Origin of the sequence: Trinickia sp., assembly GCF_035492435.1 — a bacterium.
Lineage (GTDB): Bacteria > Pseudomonadota > Gammaproteobacteria > Burkholderiales > Burkholderiaceae > Trinickia.
Genome location: NZ_DATJJF010000124.1, coordinates 1 through 25,305 on the forward strand (window position 1 = coordinate 1; position 25,305 = coordinate 25,305).

The 25,305-nt window shown below is 58.7% G+C and carries 20 protein-coding genes; 14 read left to right on the forward strand and 6 right to left on the reverse strand.

Translation table 11 applies throughout. From position 1 onward, the window contains the following. Nucleotides 1–20 precede the first annotated feature (20 nt). Entirely contained in the window at nucleotides 21–1,175 is a 1,155-nt protein-coding gene (gene yqhD, locus VL598_RS09585) for an alcohol dehydrogenase (protein WP_325326475.1), read from the reverse strand. A gap of 98 nt (nucleotides 1,176–1,273) precedes the next feature. Continuing rightward, nucleotides 1,274–1,876, reverse strand: coding sequence for a TetR/AcrR family transcriptional regulator (locus VL598_RS09590; RefSeq protein WP_325326476.1), 603 nt, complete (start codon nucleotides 1,874–1,876; stop codon nucleotides 1,274–1,276). Nucleotides 1,877–2,682: 806 nt separating this feature from the next. On the opposite strand from VL598_RS09590, the gene VL598_RS09595 reads away from it, so the two are divergent. The 11 genes from VL598_RS09595 to VL598_RS09645 all read left to right on the forward strand — a co-directional run bounded on the left by VL598_RS09595 (nucleotide 2,683) and on the right by VL598_RS09645 (nucleotide 17,177). After that, nucleotides 2,683–4,884, forward strand: coding sequence for a GNVR domain-containing protein (locus tag VL598_RS09595; protein ID WP_325326477.1), 2,202 nt, complete (start codon nucleotides 2,683–2,685; stop codon nucleotides 4,882–4,884). Beyond that, entirely contained in the window at nucleotides 4,859–6,124 is a 1,266-nt protein-coding gene (locus VL598_RS09600) for a hypothetical protein (protein ID WP_325326478.1), read from the forward strand. The genes VL598_RS09595 and VL598_RS09600 overlap by 26 nt, the downstream gene beginning before the upstream one ends. Continuing rightward, nucleotides 6,121–6,957 carry a glycosyltransferase family 2 protein gene (locus VL598_RS09605; protein ID WP_325326479.1) on the forward strand — a complete coding sequence of 279 codons (837 nt, stop codon included), beginning with the start codon at nucleotides 6,121–6,123 and terminating at the stop codon, nucleotides 6,955–6,957. Before VL598_RS09600 ends, VL598_RS09605 begins: the two co-directional genes overlap by 4 nt. A 12-nt stretch (nucleotides 6,958–6,969) precedes the next feature. Next, nucleotides 6,970–8,028, forward strand: a complete 1,059-nt coding sequence (locus VL598_RS09610; protein WP_325326480.1) for a glycosyltransferase family 1 protein — start codon at nucleotides 6,970–6,972, stop codon at nucleotides 8,026–8,028. Between the two features lie 53 nt (nucleotides 8,029–8,081). Beyond that, entirely contained in the window at nucleotides 8,082–8,909 is an 828-nt protein-coding gene (locus VL598_RS09615; RefSeq protein WP_325326481.1) for a glycosyltransferase family 2 protein, read from the forward strand. Nucleotides 8,910–9,028: 119 nt separating this feature from the next. Next, nucleotides 9,029–11,362, forward strand: a complete 2,334-nt coding sequence (locus VL598_RS09620) for a DUF4838 domain-containing protein (protein ID WP_414718690.1) — start codon at nucleotides 9,029–9,031, stop codon at nucleotides 11,360–11,362. After that, nucleotides 11,359–12,858, forward strand: a complete 1,500-nt coding sequence (locus VL598_RS09625; RefSeq protein ID WP_325326483.1) for a lipopolysaccharide biosynthesis protein — start codon at nucleotides 11,359–11,361, stop codon at nucleotides 12,856–12,858. The genes VL598_RS09620 and VL598_RS09625 overlap by 4 nt, the downstream gene beginning before the upstream one ends. 8 nt (nucleotides 12,859–12,866) lie before the next feature. Continuing rightward, a complete protein-coding gene (locus VL598_RS09630) occupies nucleotides 12,867–14,054 on the forward strand; it encodes a glycosyltransferase (RefSeq protein WP_325326484.1) in 1,188 nt (395 codons plus the stop codon). Nucleotides 14,055–14,138: 84 nt separating this feature from the next. Then, nucleotides 14,139–15,395, forward strand: coding sequence for a glycosyltransferase family 4 protein (locus tag VL598_RS09635; RefSeq protein ID WP_325326485.1), 1,257 nt, complete (start codon nucleotides 14,139–14,141; stop codon nucleotides 15,393–15,395). Between the two features lie 56 nt (nucleotides 15,396–15,451). Continuing rightward, the gene (locus VL598_RS09640) at nucleotides 15,452–16,318 is read left to right on the forward strand and encodes a hypothetical protein (RefSeq protein WP_325326486.1); all 867 of its coding nucleotides are present in this window, start codon (nucleotides 15,452–15,454) and stop codon (nucleotides 16,316–16,318) included. A gap of 25 nt (nucleotides 16,319–16,343) precedes the next feature. Then, complete coding sequence (locus VL598_RS09645; protein ID WP_325326487.1) at nucleotides 16,344–17,177, forward strand: class I SAM-dependent methyltransferase; 834 nt, start codon at nucleotides 16,344–16,346, stop codon at nucleotides 17,175–17,177. Between the two features lie 57 nt (nucleotides 17,178–17,234). Here the strand turns inward: VL598_RS09645 and VL598_RS09650 are convergent, their stop codons facing one another. Then, entirely contained in the window at nucleotides 17,235–17,417 is a 183-nt protein-coding gene (locus VL598_RS09650) for an oxidoreductase-like domain-containing protein (RefSeq protein WP_325326488.1), read from the reverse strand. 164 nt (nucleotides 17,418–17,581) lie between these two features. Next, nucleotides 17,582–17,851, reverse strand: coding sequence for a glutaredoxin family protein (locus tag VL598_RS09655; protein WP_325326489.1), 270 nt, complete (start codon nucleotides 17,849–17,851; stop codon nucleotides 17,582–17,584). 330 nt (nucleotides 17,852–18,181) lie between these two features. Between VL598_RS09655 and VL598_RS09660 the strand changes: the two genes are divergently transcribed. Beyond that, nucleotides 18,182–19,237 carry an alpha/beta hydrolase gene (locus VL598_RS09660; RefSeq protein ID WP_325326490.1) on the forward strand — a complete coding sequence of 352 codons (1,056 nt, stop codon included), beginning with the start codon at nucleotides 18,182–18,184 and terminating at the stop codon, nucleotides 19,235–19,237. 197 nt (nucleotides 19,238–19,434) lie between these two features. Here VL598_RS09660 and VL598_RS09665 read toward each other — a convergent pair whose 3' ends face one another. Both VL598_RS09665 and VL598_RS09670 read right to left on the reverse strand, forming a co-directional pair. Continuing rightward, nucleotides 19,435–20,964 (reverse strand): CYTH and CHAD domain-containing protein, encoded by a 1,530-nt coding sequence (locus VL598_RS09665; protein ID WP_325326491.1) that lies wholly within the window; start codon nucleotides 20,962–20,964, stop codon nucleotides 19,435–19,437. A 211-nt stretch (nucleotides 20,965–21,175) separates the two neighbouring features. Beyond that, complete coding sequence (locus tag VL598_RS09670) at nucleotides 21,176–21,517, reverse strand: hypothetical protein (protein ID WP_325326492.1); 342 nt, start codon at nucleotides 21,515–21,517, stop codon at nucleotides 21,176–21,178. 628 nt (nucleotides 21,518–22,145) lie between these two features. Here VL598_RS09670 and hpnJ point away from each other — a divergent pair. Both hpnJ and VL598_RS09680 read left to right on the forward strand, forming a co-directional pair. Continuing rightward, the gene (gene hpnJ, locus VL598_RS09675; protein WP_325326493.1) at nucleotides 22,146–23,567 is read left to right on the forward strand and encodes a hopanoid biosynthesis associated radical SAM protein HpnJ; all 1,422 of its coding nucleotides are present in this window, start codon (nucleotides 22,146–22,148) and stop codon (nucleotides 23,565–23,567) included. Nucleotides 23,568–24,818: 1,251 nt separating this feature from the next. After that, nucleotides 24,819–25,043, forward strand: coding sequence for a hypothetical protein (locus VL598_RS09680; RefSeq protein ID WP_325326494.1), 225 nt, complete (start codon nucleotides 24,819–24,821; stop codon nucleotides 25,041–25,043). The last annotated feature ends 262 nt before the right edge of the window (nucleotides 25,044–25,305 follow it).

Sequence of the window (25,305 nt, forward strand, 5' to 3'; positions counted from 1 at the left end):
AGTGCAAGCGACAAGCCGGCTTAGACGGCCAGTTCGTACACCTTGCGGCTGACTTCAGGCGTGACATCAGCGCGCTCGCCCAATGCAGTCATGCCATGCTCTTGCAGCTTGGCGATCAGCGTGTCGATCGAATCGCTGCCGATCTGGTAATCGCGCAGGCGCGTCGGCACGGTCATGCGCTCGAAGAAATCGCGCGTGGCCGTGATGGCCGCGGTGACGCGTTCCTCTTCGGTCCCTTCAGTGATGTTCCATACGCGTTCGGCGTACTGCAGCAGCTTGCCGTGCTTTTGCGTGCGGCGTACCGTCAGCATGGCGGGCAAGACGACGGCGAGCGTCTGGGCGTGATCGAGACCGTGAAGTGCTGTGATCTCATGGCCGAGCATGTGCGTAGCCCAGTCCGCCGGCACGCCGGCGCCGATGAGGCCGTTGAGCGCCAGGGTGGCCGTCCACATCAGGTTCGCCCGCACCTCGTAGTTGTGCGGTTCGGCCAGCGCGCGCGGACCAACTTCGATCAGCGTGGTGAGGAGTCCTTCGGCAAAGCGGTCCTGCACGTTTGCATTGATGGGGTAGGTCATGTACTGCTCCATCACATGCACGAACGCATCGACGACGCCGTTGGCAATTTGCCGCGGCGGCAACGAGTAGGTCGTCGTCGGATCGAGCACCGAGAAGACGGGGAACGTCGCATCGCTCATGAACGGCAGCTTGTCGCCCTTCGCGCGATGGCTGATCACGCTGCCGCTGTTCATTTCAGAACCGGTTGCGGGCAGAGTGAGGACGCTGCCGAACGGCATCGCGTCGGTGACCGGGGCTTGCTTCGCCAGAATGTCCCACGGTTCGCCTTCGAACTTGAGCGCCGCGGCGATGAACTTCGTGCCGTCGATGACCGAGCCGCCGCCCACGGCGAGCAGGAAGTCGATACGCTCTTCGCGCGCCAACGCGACGGCCTGCATCAGCGTTTCGTAGGTCGGGTTCGGTTCGATGCCGCTGAAGATGAAGTGCGTGCGGTTGCCGAGCGCCGCTTCAACTTGCGCAAGCACGCCGTTGCGCGTGATGCTGCCGCCGCCGGAGGTGATGAGCACGCGCGCGTCGCGAGGGACGTGGGCGTCGAGTGCGGCGATTTGTCCTTCACCGAAAAGAATCTTGGTGGGGTTGTGGAATGTGAAGTTTTGCATGGGCGTTTGTAGGGTAAATGAAATGACCGGTCGTCTTAAATGCGACCTGAAAACACGAAGACCCGGCAGGAAAAGGGAACACCATCAGGATCGAAACGTCAGGAGGTGGGCTTGAAGAATTGGTCGAACATCAGGTGCACGCAGGCCTTGAGCGGTTCGACGGAGTCTTCCAACTTCATTCGCAAGAGGCTGCCTTCCCAGGCATTCCAGAAGAAGTCGGCCATGGAATCTGCCGACAAGTCTTGCCGCACTGAGCCGTAGTTCTGGCCCCGACGAAGGTAGTCGGCAAAGCCGACGCGCCATTCATCGACAGTTTGGCGCGCGGTATCGCGGCACAGTGCGCTCGACTGCGCGATTTCGCCCGCAAAGTTGCCGAGCAGACACCCGCATCGATCTTCGCAAGCTTCGTAATCGGCCGCGATCCGCTCGTAGACGGTGCGCAGCGCCAGCAGCGGATCGGGCGAGTCCGCCTGTCGCGAATGCTGCTGCCACTCGGCCGCCTGTTCATCGGCGTAATGTCGCACGATGGCCGCGGCAAACGCTTCCTTGCTGTCGAAGTAGTTGTAAAACGAGCCTTTGGGGACGCCCGCACGCTCGACGATATCTCTCACGCCAGTGCCGTGAAAGCCCTTTTCGGCAAAGAGCGTGACACCTGCTTCGAGCAGTTTTTCGCGAAAGTCTTCGGTGCGGCGAGCGTTCATGGGCGCCATTATATGACCGGTCGTCTTAAACCGCAGCGAGGTTAGCTGCAAGACATTGTTTCGCGGCGCGTGGATTTGCGGCGGGACGAAATCTGGTCTGCGAAAGACGCGGGTGCTCGTGGCATACGAGACTCCGTCTTTTTCGACCAACGTTGTCATTGAAGGTAAGACCCATCGCAGCAGCGTCCTGTTCTAGCGATGGTTTGTCGTCAAGGAGAGACCCCAATCGAAGGTGCGACGTTTTTGTACGCGACGAGCCTCATACAATGCGCAGACCCTCAAAACTCATTTCTTAGAGAGGGCATCGGACAAAGTCCCATGATTTGGCGACACTTCCCGCTACCGCGGCATCGCTTTCATAGAATCCAGAACTGACAGGCGGCTCGCAATTCGTCTTGCCCAGTGCGGCAGGCAACAGGCGACTGTACCGGTCAGCGAAACGGATGGTGTGACAGATCTCGGACGCCCGGTAGTCACGGTTTCTTCTGCGCAGCGACGCCGCATTTGACATGAGAAGCATAACGGCGCCTCGGCCGCGCGCAACCAACCCTGCGTACTGCCTTCTCCGAACTCACCTATCGCAAGGCCAACCGACCCAATGGCGCTAAGCCTCGTGGGCGGAGTCCCTTCGTTTCAGCAGGTTACTCCATAGGTCTCGCGCACCGCTGGTCGCGTCACGGCGATGTCTGGTCAATATTTAGGTCTCCGAATAGTTAGGAATCCGAAGTATTTGGAAAGGGAATATCGAACGACGAGCCGTCACGCATCGAGGTGTGGCTCGCACAACCGGGTGAGAGCCGATTGTCATGAGCGTACACACGACGTATCCCCCCATCGAGCCGCCTTCGCGCGACGGTGACAGCACACCGATTGCGAGAAACGTAGCGATCGTCTTGCAAAACTGGAAACTCGTGGTGCTGGTTGCCGGGCTTGTCGTCTTGGCGGGGCTCAGCTATCTGTTGCTCGCGCCTCCCGTGTTTCGCGCCGACGTGTTGATCCAGGTCGAGGACCCGAACGGTGGCGCGCGCAACGATACCAGGTGGCCCGATCGGAGCGTGCCGCACCCGACTTTCGAGCCGTCTGCCGCTGCGGCGACCGAGACGGAGCTAGTTCGCTCGCGGCTCGTGCTCGAGCGAACCGTGAATGATCTTCATCTCGATATCGAGGCGACACCCGTTTTCTTTCCGCTCTTCGGCAAGTCCGTCGCGTTACACGCCAAGCAAGATCGCTTATCCACGCCGTTGATGGGGATGACGGGCTTTGCATGGGGGGGCGAACGCATCGACGTCTCCGTATTCAACGCCCCCTATGATTCGCAGTACACACTGGTGGCGGGACAACATGGCCGCTACACACTGACAAACAAAGACGGCGACATTGTCGCGAGCGGCGTCGTAGGTCAACCAACAACCGGCTTCGACGGCGGCGAAAGGCTGTCCATCCGAGTCGATGAGCTGGTGGCGAACTCCGGGATGCGCTTTGTCATCAAACGCCTGCCCAAGCTCGATGCGATTGCCAAGCTGCAGCACCAGTTGGTGGTGGAGCAACTCGGCAAGGATGCAGGGATCCTCAGCGTCTCGCTCGAAGGCGAGCGCAGTGCCAGCATTACCGGAATCGTGAACGAGGTGGCCCGCGTCTACGCTACCCAGAACGCCGAGCACAAGAAGGAGGAGATGCGTACGACACTGGCATTCCTCGATACTCAATTGCCCGAGACCAAAGCCCGCCTCGAGGAAGCGGAGCATGCGTACAACGCATTTAGAAATGCGCACGGCACCGTGAATCTGGATCGCGAGAGCGAACTGCTGCTCGAGCAGATCGTCGACGCTAAAACAAAGCAGATCCAGCTGGAGCAAAAACGGAATGAGCTCGCTCAGCGCTTTTTTGATCAATATCCGGACATCGTCGCACTTACCGGCGACATCGAGGCCCTGAAGGCCTATCAGCGCAGCCTTGCTGACAAAGTCCTGAGCCTGCCCAATACCGAGCAAGAGGCGCTGCGGTTGCAGCGCGACGTTCGCGTCAACACCGAGCTGTACATGACGATGCTGAAGACGGCGCAGCAGCTGAGCATTGCCGCGGCCGGAGAAGTCGGCAACGTCAGGGTCGTCGATTGGGCAATGAAGCCTACACGGCCAGCCAAGCCGAAGAAGCTGATCGTCGCCGGCATCTCGGTGATACTCGCGTTGACGCTCGGCGTGCTCGCGCCGTTCGTGCGGCGTGGAATCAAACCTGCCATCGAAAACTCGTGGGAGATTGAGCACATGCTCGGCGCCCCCGTCTACTCGGTGGTGCCTCACAGCGCCCGGCAGGCGAAGCTTGGACGCAGCTTGCGGCGCGGCGGCGAGGGTCAACACCTGCTTGCCTTTCAGGCACCCGATGACGCGGCGATCGAAGCGATTCGCACGGTGCAAACGTCGCCGCTGTTCTGCAAGCCCCCATTGGCCAACAACATGATTCTCGTGACAGGGGCCTGCCAGGACGTCGGCAAATCGTTTATCGCTGCCAATCTCGCCGCCGTTCTGGCTGCCGGGGGGCAGCGCGTGCTACTCGTCGACGCAGACTTTCGCGACGGCGACGTCAATCGATACTTCGGTCTGCGATCCGAGCCGGGATTCTCCGATGCGATTGCGGGCGAGCAAGCCGATGCTGTCATCCATCGCCGCGCAGCACCTGGGCTCGATCTGCTGCCGCGTGGCAAGAAGCCGCTTCATCCTACTCAATGGCTGATGAGCGAGCGCTGCAAAGACCTGCTCGATGCGCTGGCCACGTGTTACGACGTGATCGTCATCGACGCGCCGCCGATCCTGCCCGTGGCCGATGCGACGATTCTCGCCAAGTACGCCGGCATGACCTTGTTCGCGATGCGGCATGGCCGACACACGGCCGCCGACATCGTCGAAGCCGAGCGGCGTTTGCGCATTGCCGGTCTCAACGTGAGCGGTGTGCTGCTGACGGACGTGCCTCAAAGCAAGATGGGCTATGGAACGTACTACGGATCGAGGTGAACTGGCCATGCGAGCAATGGATGATTCCGAGGCTGACTGGGCCGGGCTCGTGCCGCGTCATCAGCCGCGAGAGTTCGCCACATTCGATGGCAGCGATTTGATGCTGATCGTCGGCCTCGTTTTATTGTCGATCGAAGTCGTTCAGATCAACGGCGCACAACTGAATCAGGTGTGGGCTGCCGCATGCCTCATCGTCCTGCTCGCGCAGCGAAAGATTGCCGTGACGGGGCGCGAGGTGTTCGTCTACGGCTTGTTCCTTTCGACTGCTTTGTGGCTGACGTTTGTGGGGGACTTCCCGCGTATGAAGGAAGGCCAGCAAATCATCAAATTCGCGATCGTCTATCCAGCGTTTTTTTTGCTAGGGCGGTATTACGGGTGGCGGTATGCAAGCGGCAAGCGCTTGCCGTTTGGTTATCTCGCGATCGCGGCATTTCTTCTTGTCCAGATTGGACTGCAAATATATAAGGTCCCGGTGCTATACCGCCCAGTCGAGCACACGCCGGGTGCCATCAATGGCTCATTTATCGAACGTAACTGGCTCTCCTTTTATTTCTTTGCGGCTAGTTATGTCGTCTTCCTGCAGTCCCGTCGAAGACCAGTCGACGCAATGATGTTTCTCGCTTTTGGGGTTGCCAACGCACTGGCAAGCGGCTCGAAGTCCGTGCTGGTGGCTTACGGTATCGCGATCATCACGCAATTGAAGGGACATCGCGTAATGAAGGGGCTGTTGCTTGCCATGGGTGCCGCGACGTTCGCCTATCTCTTTGCCCCTGAATTGTCGGGCCAAGTGCTGAGTACTCGCCTCCAGGAAGAGCGCGGATTCGCACTTGTCACCAGTATCGGGCTTCTCGATCGCAACTGGCTCGGGTATGGCTTCGGTTTTGTCGAAGGCTATTTTGCGCAGGCGGCGTTTTTTATCAGGGGGCTAGGGGTGGGCGCCAACTCCATTTTCTGCGCGCCGCTCGACTTCATGCTGATTGCGGGCATCCCCGGCCTTCTTGCCTGGCTGATGTACTTCTGTGGTTTCGGTCTCGGCTGGTCGGTCATTGGTTGCGTCGCGCCGATCGCGGCATGGTCGTTGACGAATCCTATGCATCAGAACGAAACCGTCTGGTTCTATCTTGGCTATCTCGTATCGTACGGGCGCTACATGCAACGATGGGGAACGCACGACTTGCGTGCCATGCGTTTCGCCGCCATAGCGCCACTATCCGGCTCTCGTCAAAGGAGCGTGACATGAAATTTTCGTTGATCGTGGCCACGCTCGGTCGTGAGGCCGAAATCGAGCGCCTGTTCCGCTCGCTTGCTGAGCAGACGCATCGAAATTTCGAAGTGATCGTTGTCGACCAGAATCCCGATGACCGTGTTGGGAAGATCGTGCAGCGATACCGCGAGTTGCTCGATATCGTTTATTTGCGGTCAAAAAAGGGCTTATCGCGGGCACGCAACGTCGGGCTCAGAGCCGTACGAGGCGACGTAGTGGGTTTTCCCGATGACGATTGCTGGTATCCGCCGCAAACGCTTGAATTCGTTGCCGCTCGACTTGCAGCCGAATCGCATCTCGTGGGCGTCACAGGCCGCTGCATTGATCCTAACGGTGCCCCGTCCCACGGGCGTTGGGCCAAATCCACGCACTTATTGAACCGTTACAACATCTGGATCAGCGCCACATCGCCGACTATCTTCGTGCGCAGCGGCGCGATTTACGCCGTCGCGGAATTCGACGAACAGCTCGGCGTGGGTTCAGGCTCTCGCTGGGGATCCGGGGAAGAGGTGCATTTCCTGCTCGGTGTGCTGCGCGCGGGATATCCGGTGCGATACGAGCCCTCGCTGCGAATCTACCATTGCGAGCCGATCACGAGCTACGACGACCGGGCCTACCTTCGCGGACGCTTGTACAACCGTGGCTTCGGGCGCGTGCTCTCCGTCAACCACTATCCGTTGTTCTTTGTGCTTTATTCGGCTGCACGCCCAGCGATCGGATGCGCACTGTCGGTATTGAAAGGCGATATCGCACGGGCGCGCTATTACTGGATTGCTGCTACGCAGCGGATCCTTGGCTGGATGGATTGAACGTCGCCGATCATGGACACCGAACTCAATACCCCTTCAGTGCAACGCCCCCAACAGGGGGCCTGCAGCTACCACGTTCATGCGGATCTTCGCTGGCCACATGGGACTGGCATCGGCACTGTGATGTCGGCATACCTCAAGCGCGCCCCGAAGGAGGTGCACATTTCCCCGCTTACGATCGCTGCGAGCCCCGGCAGTCCGCTGTCGGCGTTCGCAATCGCTCGTGCACTCGATCACGAAGCGGGTGACGGCGTCTTTTGGAGCCCCGGCTTCGTACCGCCTGCATGGACAAACCGGCCTTCGATCGTGACGGTCCACGATCTCACGCATTTACATCATTATTCGCGCTGGCATCGCGCGTATTACGATCTGATTTTCAGGCGCATGTTTCATCGCTGCACGGAGATCGTGTGCGTGTCCGACTTCACACGTAACGAGTTTCTTGCGTGGTCCCACATCGATCGTTCACGTGTGCACAGGGTGTACAACGGCGTAGACGCGGCATTCACAGCCAACGACAACCGAATCGAATTGCCTTATCCCTATGTGCTGTATCCCGGTAATCGAAGAAGCTACAAGAATATCGATCGCTTGCTTCGTGCCTACGCAGGCTCGACGCTGCCCGCGCGGGGCATTCACTTGGTGTGCACAGGTGAACCGGATTTAGCACTAAGAGCACGCGCACACGAGCTCGGCATTTCGTGGCGGCTCACGTTCGCCGGCAACATCGAGCACCAAGACATGCCGCCGCTTTATCGTGGCGCGCTCTTCGTGGCTTTCGTCTCGCTGTATGAAGGATTCGGTCTTCCGATTCTCGAGGGTATGGCCTCGAGAGTTCCAGTTCTGACGTCGAACATTTCGTCGATGCCCGAAATTGCCGGCGACGCCGCGCTCACGGTCGATCCGTATTCGGTCGCCGATATTGCGAAGGCGATGAACCGTCTTGCAGAGGACGACGCGCTTCGTGAGTGCTTGATCGAGCGAGGCATTGAACGCGCTCAGCAGTTCGACTGGGACCGCTCGTCAAAGATGTTATGGGATCTGATTGAGCAGGCGTCGCACCGCACTTGAGTGGGCATCTTCGCGTTTGACGCCTGCAAGCACATTGCTGATGAGGGGGGAAGATGGAAGCCACCCGCGACATGAACGTCGTCATCGTCAATTTTCGTACGCCGAAGCTCACGACGCGATGTGTCTCGTCGTTACTCGAACGAGACATCGCGCAAGCCGAGAACGTCGTGGTGGTCGACAACGCATCGCCCGACGATTCGTACCGCCAACTGCGCCAGCACCTCCCGCAGCCCGTTCGTCTGCTCCATCCCTACATGAACCGTGGCTTCGGCGCTGGGGTGAACTTTGGCATTGCGGCCTGTTTGCATCGATTCGTTCTTGTGCTGAATCCCGACACCTATGTCATCGACAGCAGCATTGAGAAAGCCATCGAAGTGATGAAGGCGCGTGCCGAGGTTGGCCTCGTCGGGCTCGAATTGACGTACCCCAATGGCGAGCGCCAGTACTCGGCCCGGCGCTTTTACAGCATGCTCGATATCGTGGGCCGGCGCACCCCGCTCGGCAAACTCGATCTGCTGCATGAACGCATGGCTCGCCATTTGATGATGGAAGCGTGGAATCCGGGCGTGCCGTTCGATGCCGACTGGGTGATGGGGGCGGGCTTCATCGTGCGCCGTGCACTGTATGAAGAACTGGGTGGAATGGACGAGATGTATTTCCTCTTCATGGAGGACGTGGATCTTTGCGCACGAATCTGGCAAGCCGGTTATCGGGTGGCATGCGTGCCCGGTGCCCGCCTCGTGCACGAGCATCAACGCGCGTCCGCGCAAGGGCCGCTGACGAGCGCCGCACGCCACCATTTGCACAGCCTGCTGCGCTTCAGCAAGAAGTTCCGCGTCCCGCTTGCGTGGCCGCCGGGCCTCCACCGGTTGCAAAGGTAAATGGCATGCCCAACTGTCACGCGTTTTCTCGCACGGTCTGCCTTGCGCGTCTTCGCGCCTCTTCGCACGTCAGGTGCACACCGGATCGCACATGGGTGAGGTATGCCGCGGCGATCATCGTGGCGACTTGGCTCGGGCCGTCACCGGCTTTTTCGGCCGATAACAGCGTATCTTCTGCAGCAGCATCCACACCGCACTCTGCGCCACCACCGTCTCCGCAGTTGACCCTAGCGGACCACGGCGTTGCACGTTACCGCATATACGTAGGTGCAAAAGCGGACGCGATGACGCGGCAGGCGGCCGACGAATTGGCCGATTATCTGTTGCGCATGACGGGGGCCGAGTTTCGCCCCATAGCCAATGATGATGAGGCGCTTCGATTGCAGGAGCGGCCACGGATCGTGATCGGCCGTGACAATCAGCTGGCGTTAGCGCTGTGCCCTTCGGCGCGCTTCGATACGCTTCCGAGGGACGGCTTCATCATCTGCACGGCACGTGGGCAGATCGTGATCGCCGGCTCGTCATCGCGCGGCACGATGTACGGCGTCAACTGGTTCATGGATCGTGTGTTGGGCGTCAAATGGCTGGCACCTGATGCGACGTATGTGCCATCGCGCCCCGTACTTCGGATCGACGCGATCAATGCGCGTGAGGTCCCCCATTTCGCTTATCGAGAAGTGCTGAGCAGCGAAGGGCAGGACAAAGTGTTTCGCGCCCACAATTTGCTCAATGGCGAGTCGCACGGTCCATCGTTCTTGGCCTCGCCACCCGCGCTCGACGACTGGGATCACAGCTGGTTGGCGAAAGCCGGTGAAGCGACGTTTTGGGATCTTTTGCCCAGAGACGAGTACCTTGATCGCCACCCCGACTGGTACGCGGGTGGGCAGCTCGCCATGATGAATGCCGACGTGCGCCGCATTATCGCGGCCAACATCGTGAAGCGGCTCAAGGCTTTGCCGGATTACCGCAATGTCTGGTTCGGCGTCCGGTCGATGGATTGGGGGTGGGACATGGATGCGGCGAGCCGTGCTTTCGCCGATCGGCATGGTGGCCGCGCTTCGGCGCCACTGCTCGACATGATGAGCGATGTCGCCCAACAAGTGCGAGCGAAGATGCCTGGGGCGAAGCTCGCATTCGACGCCTATCACTGGGGATTTGCCGCGCCCGAAGGCATGACGGTACCCGACTACCTCCTCGTCAATCCGATGACGATTCAAGTCGATTACAGCACCGCCTTGAACGAGGGGCGCAACTTGGCGTTGGGCGAAGAGATCGCGAGGTGGAATGCAATCGCGAAGCACGTGTTGGTCTGGGATCACATCACAAATTTCGGCGGCTATCTGCAGCCGACGCCGAATATCTATCCCATCGGTGCCAGCATCCGCTTTCTGGCGTCTTTACCGCACGTCATGGGGTATTTTGCTGAAGGCAGCTGGGAAACCCCGGGCGCGGAGTTCGCGAGTCTCAGGGTATGGCTCATTGCGCGCTTGCTGTGGAATCCCGCTGAGGATCCCCATGAGCTGGTCGCGCAATACTGTCGAGACTATTTCGGGCCCGCCGCGCCGCACATTCTCGCGTATATCGACCTCATGCATGCCGCGCTGGGCGCAAGTGGCGACGTGATGTCCGAGAAGACGCCGGTCACCATGAGGATGTACTCGACGTCGTTCGTCGTGCGCGCAGATCGGCTTTTCGATTTGGCCGAGCGTTCCGTGAGCGACGACCCGACGCTCCTTGCACGCGTGAGGCTCGCGCGCCTGCCGCTCGACTTTGTCATCTTGGTCCGCCGCAACGAGTTCGAGGCCGACGCCGCGCGCGTTGCGCCCGGGTGGCAACTGGCCTATGAAAAGCGACTTACCCGCCTTAAGGGGACGATTAGAGAGCAGCACGTCACGCTGTATCGGCAGGGCGGGGATATCGATGCGCTCAATGCGTTGCTCGCTATTCACCGCACGAGCGCGGTGAGGCCGCTGCGCGCGGCGGCGCTTTCCGATTTGGACTGGCACGAATATCAGGATCTCGGCCTGAACCTTTACGGCTCGGCTCGCATTGTGGCGGACTCCGCCGCTTCCGACGGCGCCGCGGTCAGGATGGACGGCAACTCGTCCGTGTGGGCCGTGCAATTCAAGTTCGATCAATTGCCGCACGATGGAACGTGGGACCTGTTCGTGAGTCTGCGAGTCGATGGAGAACGCAGATCGGGCGATGGCGCGTTTGTGCGCGTGGGTGCCTATCCTCCGATGACGCTCTTCAATCAGGTGCCGGCAAGCGAACTGACGGAGCCGAACTACCGCGAAATTCCTGTGCCTGGAGGCCCGTTTGCCTTCCAGTTCGATCACGAGAAAGGCGTCTACGTACAACCGATCGGGTTGAATTCGACCGACGTGGTTTTTGTCGATCGGATTATCGCGATCCGTCATCGGCAGGGGCAGGGGCACGGTAAGGGGCCATGATGGAAAACCTTCGGCTCAAGGTGCTCTCCGGTCTCTTCTGGTCTCTTTTGCAGAGCTCCGGGGGCAAGCTTGTTTCGCTCGTTCTATTTGCCATTCTTGCCCGCTTGCTGGCGCCAAGTGAGTTCGGTCTCTTTGCGGCGGCCATGGCCGTGCTCAGTTTTGTCACGCTTTTTGTCGACCAGGGTTTGACCGAAGCGATTGTGCAGCGCCCCAGTATCACGCCGGGCGTCTTGAATACCGTCTTTTTCATCAACTTGTCGCTGGCCGCCGCAATGTTTGCCGGGCTCTGGATCTCAGCTCCCTACGTTGCGATGTATATGAAGATGCCGGACCTGACAAACGTGCTGCGCGGCTCGGGCATCGCCCTCCTAGTGAGTGCTATTGGCTTCAGTCAACAGGCCATGCATCGCAGGCACTTCCACTATCGCTGGATAGCGATTTGCACGTTCATATCCGCATTGAGTGGGGGCGTGGTCGGCACGGTCCTCGCATTTCTTAATTTCGGCACATGGAGCCTCGTGGCGCAGGGTTTGGTCGCCACGGCGGTTAACACGGCATTGCTATGGTTACACGGACAGTGGCGGCTCTCCACTGACTTTGAATTCAAAGGTGTGCAAGGCTTGTTCGTGTACGGGATGTCGAAGCTGGGAACGAACGTTCTCTTTTTCGCCTATACACGGGGCGTCGAACTGCTGATTGCGGCGACAGCGGGGGCTTCTGCGCTCGGCGTCTACCTCGTGGGGGCCAAAATCTACCAGTCTTTAATGACTACGATATGCGGTGCGGTTCTCCATGTGGCGCATAGCGGGTTCTCGCGCATTGCACCCAGCAAAGACGCGATGATCAACGGCTATTACAACGCCATGACGATGACGAGTGCGGTTGTCGTGCCGGCATTTTGCCTGCTTGCCTGCGTGGCACCGGAAATGACTTTGCTCTGCTTTGGGCGAAGGTGGGAAAGCAGCATACCCATCATGCGGGCCATGGCGCTCTTGGGTGCCGTCGAAGTCCTGGAGTTTTACAACGGAACGGTGTTTAACGCCATTGGCAAACCGCACATCGGCTTCATGCTGCTGCTTTTCAAAACGCCTGCCGTGTTGGCCGCCGTTTGGCTTGCCCGCGATATGCCGCTTGCCGACATGGTGTGGTGCTACGTCGGCGTGCAGCTGATCGCGAACCTTCCGAGCTTTTTCCTTGCCCGTCGGCTGATCGGTGTCTCGATCGTCGCGTTGTTGCAAGCGATCGGCCGATTTGTGCTGGCGTGCCTTGTCGCTAGCGCCGCGGTCGTAATAGCACGACTGAACCTCCCGCTCGGCGATTGGCCTGTGGTTTCCCGGCTCGCGTTGCTTTCGGGCATCGGCGTGTCGGTTTACTTAGGCTTCGTCACGCTTGCCGCGCGCCATCAATGCGTGGAGATGGTGTCCCTGATACGCCGTAGCAGCCCTGATCAACCCGGTCGACCCAGCGAGCGGACCCAGGTGGACACACACGGATGAACCCTGCCATGAAAATACTGTTGGTTTCACCGATACCCACCCATCCGACGACTGCGGGCAATCGCGCTCGGGTGCTTGCCCTCGCACAGGCATTGAACGGGCTTGGTCACGAGGTGGACTTCGCCTGGATCACGATGGAATCCGGTGACGAAGCGGCTATGCAGGCCTTCTTTGGCAGGCGATTTTACCGTCTGGATTACCGCTCGACGTTTGCGGCCTCAGGTGCCATACCGCGTACGCTCAGGTGGCTTCGTCGATTGGCCGACCGCGAATCTGCCTATGTATGGAAAGTGGACGACTGGTGTCATCCGGACATTGCCGATGCGCTGTGCGCGCTCGATCGCGCTCATGCCTATGACGCGGTAGTGGTCGAGTATGTGTTCTTTTCGCGTGTGCTGGAGGTATTTCCCTCACGCATCCTCAAGATCATCGATGCCAACGATCGTTTCGCGGATAGGCATCTCGTCTATCGCCGGGCTGGAAAGCAGCCGGATTGGTTTTCAACCACTGCCGATGAGGAGTGCAAAGGACTCAACCGCGCCGACGTCGTGCTGTGGTTGCGCGACGAGGAGACCTTGACCCACGCCCGCTTGCCGGGCGCGCGTTCACGCGGTGTGACGGTGAGTCATCTATTGGACGTGTCGCAGCGACATGCCGATCCCGGGTCTCACCGGGCTGTCTTCGTTGGCTCCGAGAATTCGGTCAACGCGGAAGCGGTTTCGTATGTGGTCGATGAAGCGCTGCCGCTGATCAAACAAAAGATTCCTGACTTCGAATTGGTTCTCGCCGGAAACATTTGTTTTGCCGTGCCGGATGCACCCAACGTTCGCAAGCTCGGGCGCGTGGCGCATGTTGAGGACGCTTATGCATGCGGCAGTGTGGCGATCAATCCCGTGCGCATGGGCACGGGTATCAACATTAAGGCGCTGGAATGTCTCGCATTGGGCGTGCCGCTTGTGTGTTCAGAGACGGGCAGCCGTGGCATGGAAGCGTTGCGGGGACGTGCGCTCGTTTGTGTGCCCGACGACGACGCCTGCGCGTTTTCGGAAGCGATCGTGCATTTGCTCGCTGACGCCAGCGCGCGCGCAGATTACGCGAAAGCGAGTCGTGCAGCGGCCTGCGAGTGGAACCGCCAGCAAACGCACAACCTGCAATGCGCTTTGGCGAGGAGTTGGGAGAGCGTCGGGGTTGAGTGACCAAGGCAGGAAGGCAAGGATGGGCGTGTCCGCGCCGATTGCGCCGACAGCCTGACTCGTACAGCGATCGTCACCGGAGGGAGCATGAATGGGGCAGGCGCGAAGCGTTCGGGCGCGCGGCACGGCAGCGGTGCGGACGAATCCGCATCGTCGCCGCTGAGGCTATTGATGATTGGGGCGTCATGGTCGCACTTGGGGCGGCACAGCGGACTCGCTCCATTGTCTGGCGCATTGCGCGCCCGGTATGACGTCGCGCAGGTCGAGCCGGGATGGCGCGAGCACGAAGCGGTGCTGATGTGGCGAATCGGCCGACGCTTGCGCGCGCGGTTAATGGCACGCGAGGCACGGCTGGGATGGAGCCCGTTCTATACGTGGCAAGGACGACTGCTTGAAGTCACGGCACGCAGGATGGCGATGCAGCGACACTTTGATGTGGTCTTTTTTGAAGCGCTCGAAGATCAGTTCGACCTGTTTGCGGGCGCACGAAAATGGTTGCCCGACGCGACGCGCATTGCTGGCGTATCGCATCAACCTCCGGCCTGGTGGCGCAAAGCGGGCATTACACACAACGTGTATGAAAGTGTCGACACGCTCATTGCACCTTCGCGCGAAGCGGTGACTTTCCTCGCGGATGGCCTCGGTCATCGAAATGTTCACTTTGTGCCACACGGCGTAGATATCGATTTCTTCGGGCTAGACCCGGTGCATCGAACATTACCCGCCCCGAACGCTGTCAATGTGTTGTTCTGTGGTGACTGGCTTCGCGACGTGTGCTTGCTTCGAGAGACTGTCGACGAACTGGCCACAAGAGGCATGCTGGAGCGCTTTCGCTTTCATTTCATCGTTCCCCTTCGCGCGAGAACGACAGTGCATCACCATGCACTCGCTCAACGACAAAACGTGCGCTGGTATGCGGCTCTGTCCGATGAGGAATTGCGGGGAATGTACGTAAGCTGCGACGTGCTGTATCTACCGCTCCTCGAGGCGACGGCCAATAACACGCTCTTGGAAGGCATGGCGACTGGGCTGCCGATCGTCGTATCGAAGGTCGGCGGCGTGACCGATTATCTGCGTGACGACGAATGCACGTTTCTGGTGGGCAGGTGCGCGAGCGGCGGTGCAGATTGTTTGATGTGGGTGGCTGACCATTACGCCGAATGCGTGGCAAAAGCCGAGCGCGCCAGGCAGCGTTGTGCGCAGCAGTTTGCGTGGGGATGTGTGGGCGACGCGATGATCAGGCTTGCAACAGGGGAGAGATCGAGCGTCGAGGCGGCGAGCGATTGTCGCGCTGAGCGCGACGTCTGGGGTGGTGGACTTTGTGGAGCGCGAGGCATCCAATGATTAATGCGCATTCTTTCTGGCATGGGGCCGCACTGAGCCGGTACGAGTCGGCATGCTTGGCTTCGTTCGCGCGTCACGGCATCCAGGTTTGTCTCCATACATTCAACGATGATCTCGTCGTGCCGATGGGCGTGAAGCGGGTCGATGCGAGCGTGCTCGCCGATTTGACCGAAGTGCTGTCTTACACCCAAGGCGGCCATCGGCAATCCGTGGCGGCATTCACGGACATTTATCGCTATCGCGTTCTTGCACAGCAGCCGGGATGGTGGTTCGACACCGACGTGTTCTGCTTGAAGGATGCGAGTTGGTACGAACCGTTGGAGCGGCAATCGAAAGGGCTGCTGGCTGGCTTCCAAGACGAGAGCAAATTGAACGGCGCCGTGCTGTACATATCCGATACGAAGGTCGCTCAGGAACTGGAGCATATGGCGACGGCTAAAGGATACAGCTTTGATTGGGGGGCGATTGGGCCTGACCTGATGACGCAATTCGCGGTGATGAACCCGACTCGTGTGACGCTTGTGGGTCGTGAGCTCTTTTACCCCGTTCATTATCTGGAAGCTGAGCGCCTCTTCTTACCTGAAGCTCGGGAGACGTGTGCCAGGTCGGCCGAAAATGCCGTATGTATTCACGTTTGGAATGAGTTCTTGCGGCGCTGGCGAGTGCCGAAGAATGTCCCGCCATGCGCGGGGAGTTTTCTTCATGCGCTTTTTATGCAAGTCGAACTGGACGCGAGCACGAATAATCTGCCGCTGGACACGTTCATGGCGCTGCGTAGTTATGGGGAAATCGGGCGCGTTGGGCACTCGGCGCTGCGTTCAATTGCGGCCCTCAAACGCGTAAGGGAACGTTTTTCAAGGCGATCACGAGGGCCTGTTGTTTGCTATGAGCCGCAGGGTGCGCCACGTGCTTCTTCGCGTTGATTGTCGCCAAAAGTGGAGGCGAATTATGATCGACAAAAAACTGGATGGCTACATTCGGGCCGGAAAAGAGGGCGTTGAAGGATGGTTGGCAAGATGTGACGGTGAGATATTTGGCAGTCTTTTGAAATATCAGGTGGATAATAATATCGTTGGTGCTGTTGCCGAGATCGGTGTTCATTGTGGGAAATCATTCATCCCCATGGCACTTAGCAACGGCGGGCGCCGGTGCTACGCCATCGATATATTTGGCAGGCAGGAGCTAAATGTCGATGGATCTGGTTGCGGTAATAAAAATCGCTTCATGCAGAATTTGACAAAGTTCGGTGTGCAGGCGAGCGAAGTATTTATTGATGAAAGACTCTCGTCGGAGGTTCTACCCGGTGACATTGAAGAGAGGGTGGGCAGGGTTCGCTTTTTTCATATTGATGGTGGGCATCACTTTGAGGCGATTCTCAATGATCTAAAGCTTGCTGAGTCCGTTGTGATGGATGACGGAATTGTTGCGGTTGATGATGTATTCAGGCCCGAGTGGCCAGAGGTTAGTATGGGCGTGTTCTCATACTTGGTGGCGAAGGAGAAAGATTTTGTGCCTTTTGCTATTGGATTTAATAAGACATACCTGTGTCAACGCCCGTTTGCAAATTTCTATCGTGCCAATTTGATCGGTAATGATTTTTTGAGGATGTATTTATCAAAAAAGTACAAGGTGTCAAACGAAGAAATTTTGGTATTTCAAAGCTATCAGCTTCCAGAGTGGGGCGTGAAGACGCGGCTTTTGAACTATCTAAAAACCTATCACCCCGATCTGGCGTATTCATTGTTAAAGCTTCGGCAACGCACGGGCAGCCTCAAGTCGTAATGTCCCTACGTTACGTAGAAGGGAAACCTCGAGTTAGGTGCCTTCTCTCGACATGGGTCAGGGTCGGTGCCGCGCTTCCCACGCGTCGAGCGCATCCCAATAGCGTTCGAGCGCATCATCGTACAAATCGAAAATGCAAGGCGAACAGCCGCTATGGCAGCAATCCGCCAAATCCGGATGCCTCGGCGGGGTCGGACGAGGATCGTCGAGCGGCTGATCCTGAACGGAAGCCTTAGTCACAGCTTGATCCGTGTGCAAAGTGTCACGGTCAGTTCAGTATAGGTTGGTCTCGATCAACGCGTGTCGGCTATCCGCGAAGGCCCGGACGTCTGCCAAGGTTCGAGACAACGGCCCGTCCAACGTATCGCGTTTCGCTCAGATGCCCAGGGCTCTCGCGTAGTAGATCAGCCGATCCCGGCAAAGCGTTCCTCTAGATAAGCGATGATGGCGTTGGATTCGTACAGCCAGCGCGATTGCCCCTCTTCTTCGATATGCAGGCAAGGCACTTTGATTTTGCCGCCGTCCGTTAGCAAACGCTGCCGGGCAACGGAATCGTTCTTGGCATCGTGCAACGTCATTGGCACATTCAAACGATGCAAGGCGCGCCGGGTCTTGACGCAGAAAGGACATGCGTGGAATTGATAGAGCGAGAGTCGCGCCGCTTCTTTTTCCACTCGGGCTTGACCTTGCGCCGAACGAGATTGGGGGCGCGGGCGACTGATCGCGTCGCCGAGCAAGATCAACTGACCGAGACCAACGCGCAGGGCTTTCATGAACATGGGAACTACCGTGAACGGCGAATGGAGCCGGTAAGTCTACCCTAGGATCCCGCCACTCACGGCAGAACTCAGCGATAGTTTGGCGGCAAAGGCTCTCGATCGATGCAACCTATCCGGGGCATTGCACACGGATCACCGGCGACACCGCCGAAATGCGACCTATCATTTTTTTCAGCAAGCTCGTCCTCGCATTCGCCATTGGCCGAATCGATTCAGGAGGAAGATATGTCGGAAGGAATTGATCAACGTCGGCGTCGCCTCACACACATGGCGGCATGGGCGTTCGTTGCTGGCCAATTGGATATGGCGCGGCCTGCCGTCGCTCAAGCTGCTGCATCGAACGCAGCATCGTTGCCGTTAATCAAGCCGGGCACCCATTCATCCTTTACGTCACTCAAACAGATCAATGCAGGGGTCCTTAACGTCGGCTTCGCAGAGGCCGGCCCGGCGGATGGACCACCCGTCGTGTTGCTACACGGCTGGCCATACGACATACACAGCTTCGTTGACGTTGCACCAACGCTGGCGTCTCGGGGATATCGAGTGCTTGTCCCTTATCTGCGTGGCTACGGATCGACGCGCTTTCTTTCCGATCGCACCATGCGCAATGGTGAACCAGCGGCCATGGCTGTCGACATCATCTCGCTGATGGATGCGCTCAACGTCCAGAAAGCGATCCTTGCTGGCTTCGATTGGGGTGCGCGTACCGCCGACATCATTGCAGTGTTGTGGCCCGATCGCTGCAAGGGGTTGGTGTCGGTCAGCGGTTACCTGATTAGCAGCCAAGAGGCCGGCAAGATGCCGTTGCCACCCGAAAGCGAGTTGGTTTGGTGGTATCAGTTCTATTTCGCAACTGAGCGTGGGCGTGCGGGCTACGAAAAATACACGCATGATTTTGCCAAATTGATCTGGAAACAAGCTTCTCCCAAGTGGAACTTTGATGAGGCGACGTTTGAGCGCAGTGCGAAGGCTTTCACCAATCCAGACCACGTCAGCATCACGATCCACAACTATCGCTGGCGCCAGGCTCTCGCCGCAGGCGAGGCAAAGTACGCGGATTTGGAGCAGCGACTCGCCTCATCGCCGCCCATCACGGTTCCCACTATCACCATGGAAGGGGATGCGAACGGAGCGTTTCACGTGCCGCCCGGCGCGTATGCCGCAAAGTTCACGGGCAAGTACGAGCACCGGACGATCACGGGTGGTATCGGCCACAACCTTCCGCAGGAAGCGCCACAGGCATTTTCGCAGGCGGTGATCGACGTCGACAGGTTTCAGTGAATGGAACATGCCGCATGCGCAAACGCAGCGGTCCATTTCGGCGCTTCATCTAATCGAGTGACCGGCAATCGCCTGGCCATCAGTTAGCGCTGAGGCACAGCGGCCGCAGATTATGGACTGTAGCGCTGCCTTTGCACTGTGAGGTGTCTGGGTCGCTAACAACGGCTCAACCTGTGGCAACAACCCGTCACTGACCTTTAACTCGGCGGAGAAAGGCGTTTGAAGCGCTTCCACAGCCTCTTCAATGGCTGATGGTCGGCTGCGACGCGTGAAGCAAGATAGCCTCGAGCGAAGGCTGAGCCCGAGCCCACCTCGGGCGATGTTCGCGGTAGCGACTGCAGAAGCTGGTTGGCGACAACGGCATCGTTGCGCCAGCCCAGATCATCCTGAAGCGCCGTCAGGCAGACAACATAATGTCGAACGGCCCGCCTGGGGCACACCGACGCAAAGAACTCGGTGGCGTATCGCACTTTCTTCGCCGCGATGCGGGCGCGGTGACGACGGTGATCGTCCAGATTAGCCAAGCCCTTGCCACGTTTGATCAGTTTTCTATGCCGACGACGCAGCACCTCCGCGGCGAACGGCTTGGCGGGTCCGCTGATCGCCTCGCGCTGTTCGTCGGACATCCCATCTCTCCAGCCCTTTCGGTCAAACCATAGCGCGAGCTGGAGAGCGAGCCGCGTGTAGCGAACCGACTCGACTGCGTCGGCCGCGCGCTGCCGATTGTTGGCGGCAATCTGTCCACATGCCTGACGCACAGGCAAGATCTCATCCGGATTACCGTTCGTGCCGGCGTGTTCGAGCGTCGATTTCGTCAGCACCTCCCAGTCGCGCGCGGCGCCGAGCTCAGAGGCGATCCAACGCAGTTCCTCGTCGAGGCCGGGAAAAGCGGGAATCACCCTCGCGAACAGGTCTAGCGCTGAACGCAAACGACGCAGCCCCACGCGCATCTGATGAACGCTTGACGGATCATGGCCGGACACGACGCCGCCTTCGTTCGCGTGTACCTGATCCAGACAGTTGCGCGCAATCCGGCAGAATGCGTCTTCGACAGAGTCGCGTTTGTGCAGTTGCACCGGCTGCGCCTTTACCGCCTCGCTGTGCGCCGCGACGAGCAGTTCGTAGCCGAGATCGGCCTTGCTGCGATGGTCGATGCGCAGCGGCACGGTGTCGAGTAATTCCAAGGCCACGCCGTACAGGCTTTCAGGCTGACCTTGTTTCAGTTCCAGTTCGACCGCCGCGATCGACACCGAACCCGAATCCGCGTCGACCGTCCCCTCGTCGAGCGCGATTTCAATATCGTCACCGGTCTGCAAGTGCAGCGGAAAGACCGCTCGGTTGATTCGGGTGACAAACACCGGTTCTAGCTCGGCACCAATGGTCTCGTCGCGAATCAGCTTGCCGCAGTCGCTTTCATTGGGTATCTGGGCGTGCAACAGCTTCAGATCGGGCGTGTCGCGCTCGACGGGCATCTCGAACTCGTCACGATCGAAGAGGCCTGCCTGCGACGATCCTTCGAGCTTCAACGTCTGCACTCTGTCGTTGCCGACAGCACGTACCCGCAGAGAAGCCTTGCACCAATGAAATGCAAGCGCAGGAGTATCAAAGTACGTGCTCGTGAGGAGTGCAGGAGCCTTGGCCTGACCTTTCGATTGCACGAGCAAAGGCGCATGACGCAACTTGTCGAGGTCTTCGCTGGGGATCCGCAGCTTTAATTCCCGTTCCATTACCTCCTCCGGTAATCCCCCCGCCGGCATCTGCGCTCTTGGTGCGGCGATTTCGATTGCTTCATCACGCCGATTGACCTGACCGAACCGCCAATGTGACAACGCCCTCGTGCTCAATCGTTGTCGCTACGCACAACCGCTTATCGAGTTCAATATCCGGAGGGTGCAAAGAAGAAGCGCTTTGACGCGCCGACGTTCGTCGATGAGCTGATTACGGGTCCACGTCCAGCGCGACGCCGGCGCAGCGAATCACGCGCAGGTAGGCGACCGTATCCCCGACTGCAGCGGCGGCTTGCTCCGCAAGCCTTCGCATGTGCGAAGACTTTTCGGCGCACGCCATCATCGTCTCGAGAGCGTCAGAATCTGCGAACCCGTGAGCCGCCGCTGCCCCGAGTACAGCATCGAGAACACGTCGGGCCGCAACTCGGGCAGCGATCGGCGCCATGGGAGCCCGATACGTAAGAAAGCCTGCCATCAGCAAAAATTCGGCCGGGCTAATGTGCTGGCCATCGCCAACAGGAACACCATCCGTATCGACTCGATCTTGCGTCATGGATCGCCTCCCGTTTTGGAGCACTAAGCGCTGTGATCGTGCGGATCCGTGCCATTCCTGCCGCCGGCCGTTCCGTAGTGGATTTGGAGACAGCCCGGTGCTACACGCAGCACCGGTCGCCGCTTGATGTCTGGCGGCATGATGTCTCAGGCCGCAAAGATAGTCTAGTACAGGATGAATCGCTAATGCCGGCAAACGCGGCGAGCGATCGGCGCGGGCGGTACCTTTTAGTTCACGTTTCGTTGAGCAGCGCACAGACACCGGGCTTATACGACCTTCCGTCTTCAACGCAATCGTGCTGCAACGACCGACAGGTGGCGTTCGGTTATTTTTTATTATTAATGTGAGTCAACTCGAAGGCCAATTTTTCGCCATGGCGAGACGCCAAGACGTAGTATTCTTGATCTGCTTCCTGCTTGTCGTGCGGCTTTAAAAGGATGGTGAGGCGAATCCCTGCGTGCCAGTTCCCATAGGCCCGCAGGAGAGGGCGAGCGTCCAAAGCAACTATCCAGTAACCCTGTCTCTTTTCTGAAGGCTTCGAAACACTTCGCGAACCATCGCCGATGCCTGGCGAGTCCGTGCGAGTGGCTGATCCCAGTCACGCGGACTATTCTCTCCGAGGGTATGAATGAAAACGCTGTTTCTGCAGGCACCTTCATTCGAAGGCTTCGATGGCGGAGCGGGCTCCCGCTTCCAAACGAAGCGCGAGATTCGATCATTCTGGTATCCAACGTGGCTTGTCCAGCCCGCTGCGCTGATCGAAGATAGCCGCGTCGTGGATGCTCCCGCAGATGGCTTGTCGCTGGATACGACACTCGACATCGCTCAGCAATACGAACTGGTCTTCATCCACACGAGTTCGCCATCGTTCCAGACTGACGTTCAATTTGCAGAGCATTTAAAGCGACGCAAGCCCACGATCCTCATCGGGATGATCGGGGCAAAAGTCGCCGTCGATCCTCATGGCTCACTGACCGCGAGCGACGCACTCGACTTCGTGTGCCGTGAAGAATTCGACTTCACTTGTCGCGAGATCGCGCAGGGCCTGCCGTTCGAATCGATTCTCGGTCTGAGCTATCGCCTGCCCGACGGCGGGTTCATGCACAACAACGCCCGACCGATCCTCGAAGACATGGACCAGTTGCCGTTTGTCTCGCCCATCTATAAGCGCGACCTAACGTCGGAGAACTACTTCAGCGGCTACCTCAAGCATCCGTATCTGTCGCTCTACACGGGGCGTGGCTGCAAATCGAGGTGCACCTTTTGCCTCTGGCCGCATACGGTCGGGGGGCATCGCTACCGCACGCGTTCGGTCGAGAACGTCCTTGAGGAAGTGAAATGGATCAGGGACAACATGCCCGAAATCAAGGAGATCATGTTCGACGACGATACCTTTACGGATCTCCGACCGAGAGCCGAAGAGATCGCTCGCGGTCTCGGCAGGTTAGGCGTGACGTGGTCGTGCAACGCCAAGGCGAACGTGCCCTATTCAACGCTCAAAGTGATGAAAGAAAATGGGCTGCGGCTCTTGCTCGTCGGGTACGAATCCGGCGACGATCAGATTCTCGTGAACGTCAAAAAGGGCCTGCGGACCGATATGGCCCGCCAGTTCAGCGACGATTGCCACAAGCTCGGCATCAAGATCCACGGCACGTTCATTCTTGGGCTTCCCGGCGAGACGCACGAAACGATCCAGAAGACGATCAAATACGCGAAAGAGATCAATCCCCACACGATTCAGGTGTCGCTCGCCGCGCCCTATCCGGGAACCGTCCTTCACAAGCAAGCGGTGGAGAACGGATGGTTGAATGAAGGGAAGGTCATCGCCCTCGTCAATTCGGCAGGCACCCAGGCTTCCACGATTGGCTATCCGCATCTGTCGCGCGAAGAGATCTACGTTGGCGTTGAGGAGTTCTATAAACGCTTTTATTTCAGACCAGCAAAGATCTGGGAAATCGTCCGCGAGATGCTGGTGAGTTGGGAGATGATGAAACGGCGCCTGCAGGAAGGCGTAGAGTTCTTCAGATATCTTCGTGCACGCAAGGCATGAGGCGCCGGTCTACCTTTCTCGGAATGATGGGCCGCCCGGCATCAGGACGAACATCGCACGGGTCGGCCCAACTGCCCGGACCGACTCACGCTTAAAGTGACAAGAAGCGTGTCGCGGCCGCGGTTGGGAATCCAGGTCGGCTTTCTACGGCCAGACCCGCACTCGGCTCGGAAGCCTCTGCGGCACAACTATCGTCCGGTCGAACTGGCTACCGGATTGCACGCTCAGCGCTTTTTTGTCTCGGGGCGTGTCGTTGAACGGACAATTTGACATACGTCATTTGAACGGCAAGGGGCAGAGATAGGTTACCGGTACCGCGTAATTGCTGGCACCTGCCATGTCGCAGGAGAGTGTGGATGACCAAGTGCGTTGCGCGGATGCCGGCCCGCGCATCGGCACGGGTCACTAACACTGGCGAGGCAAATACCATGGAATTTTTGTTATTAGCGGCAATCTTCCTTACATCGGCTGGATTCCTTGTTAGCGCTGCCGTAGCGCCGAACCCGCCTGCAGCGATGGCGCCAGCCTCTGCTTCCGGCTCCGGGGAAGACAGGACCACGGCCCCGCAGCCACGTCCAGAGTCGCCCGGGATGAATGTTCCACTCCCTCAGCAGAATCCTGAGCCACACTCTCACCAATAAGGCGTCGAACAAACGCATAGGTGTGGCTGCGTGTGACCGGAGTGTCCCGTCTTCGCGCGAAGATACGCGAGTTGCTGGACGTAGTGCGAGCGAGTATCAGCAGCAATGCCGACAACGTAGCCACGGTCGCAGTGCCACCAACCTTCATAACAGTATGCTCTTGGTGAGTCACCCAACTAGCGTCGTGGAATACGACCTCGACGATAAGCGAAATCAGTTTCATGAGAGCGTGAGGCTATCGGCAGGCAGAACGAGTGACGGTCAATCACCCGATCCGCAATTCGATCCCAGCCAGCGCAATCGGTTCTAACGACAGCAAGCAGGCAATCAATTGTTCGCGAGGCCGCGAAGGCAAACCCATTATCTTTGTCGGGTTGATCCGTTACGGGTTGCATGTAGCGCTCACTCAGCGCAGGGTCTACAGTCCGTCTACATGTCATCGCGCAGTTCACGCGGAAGAGCCTGGCTCCCTTGCCCACTGGCGGCCAGTGATGGCCGTACCGCAGGGATAATGGCGTAATTGGGTGGTCAGCGGCTACCAGCATCTGTGAACGCACGCGATACCGGTTCTGCCTGTATATCGACACTCGGTCGACTTCTGGAGATCAATATGAACGGACGCCGCGGACCCGTTTTTGCATCCGTTTTCTACGTGGCACTTTCATTCCTGTCGGCGCCTGTGGCATTCGCCCAAACCGGCGCCGCGGCGACTAAGCAGATGCAGGACACCCAGCGCAAGGCCCAGCAAAAGGCTCGCGAGGCCAAAAAATCCGCTCCCCAGGACGCGGACACCCAGACTGAAAAGAAGGCCAAACCCGCGTCCGAAGCTGAGTAAGCGTTGCATACGCCCGCACGATGCTCCGTCCGAGCGGGCGTCGCATCGAAGAAACGGTTCGGGAAAGCTTTCGCGTTATACGCTGTTCGTCTGCGGGTATGGACGAGGTCAATGGATGGGAAAAAACCGCAGCGCTCGATCGTACTCCGATGCAAATGCGTCGCCCGTTCGGCAGGTTACGCTGTTTTTGTGCGGCCAATTAAGGACTCCGGTCAGAGTTGTGACTTGAGGCCGGTGAGTGATTGCAGTTCGCATGGCATGT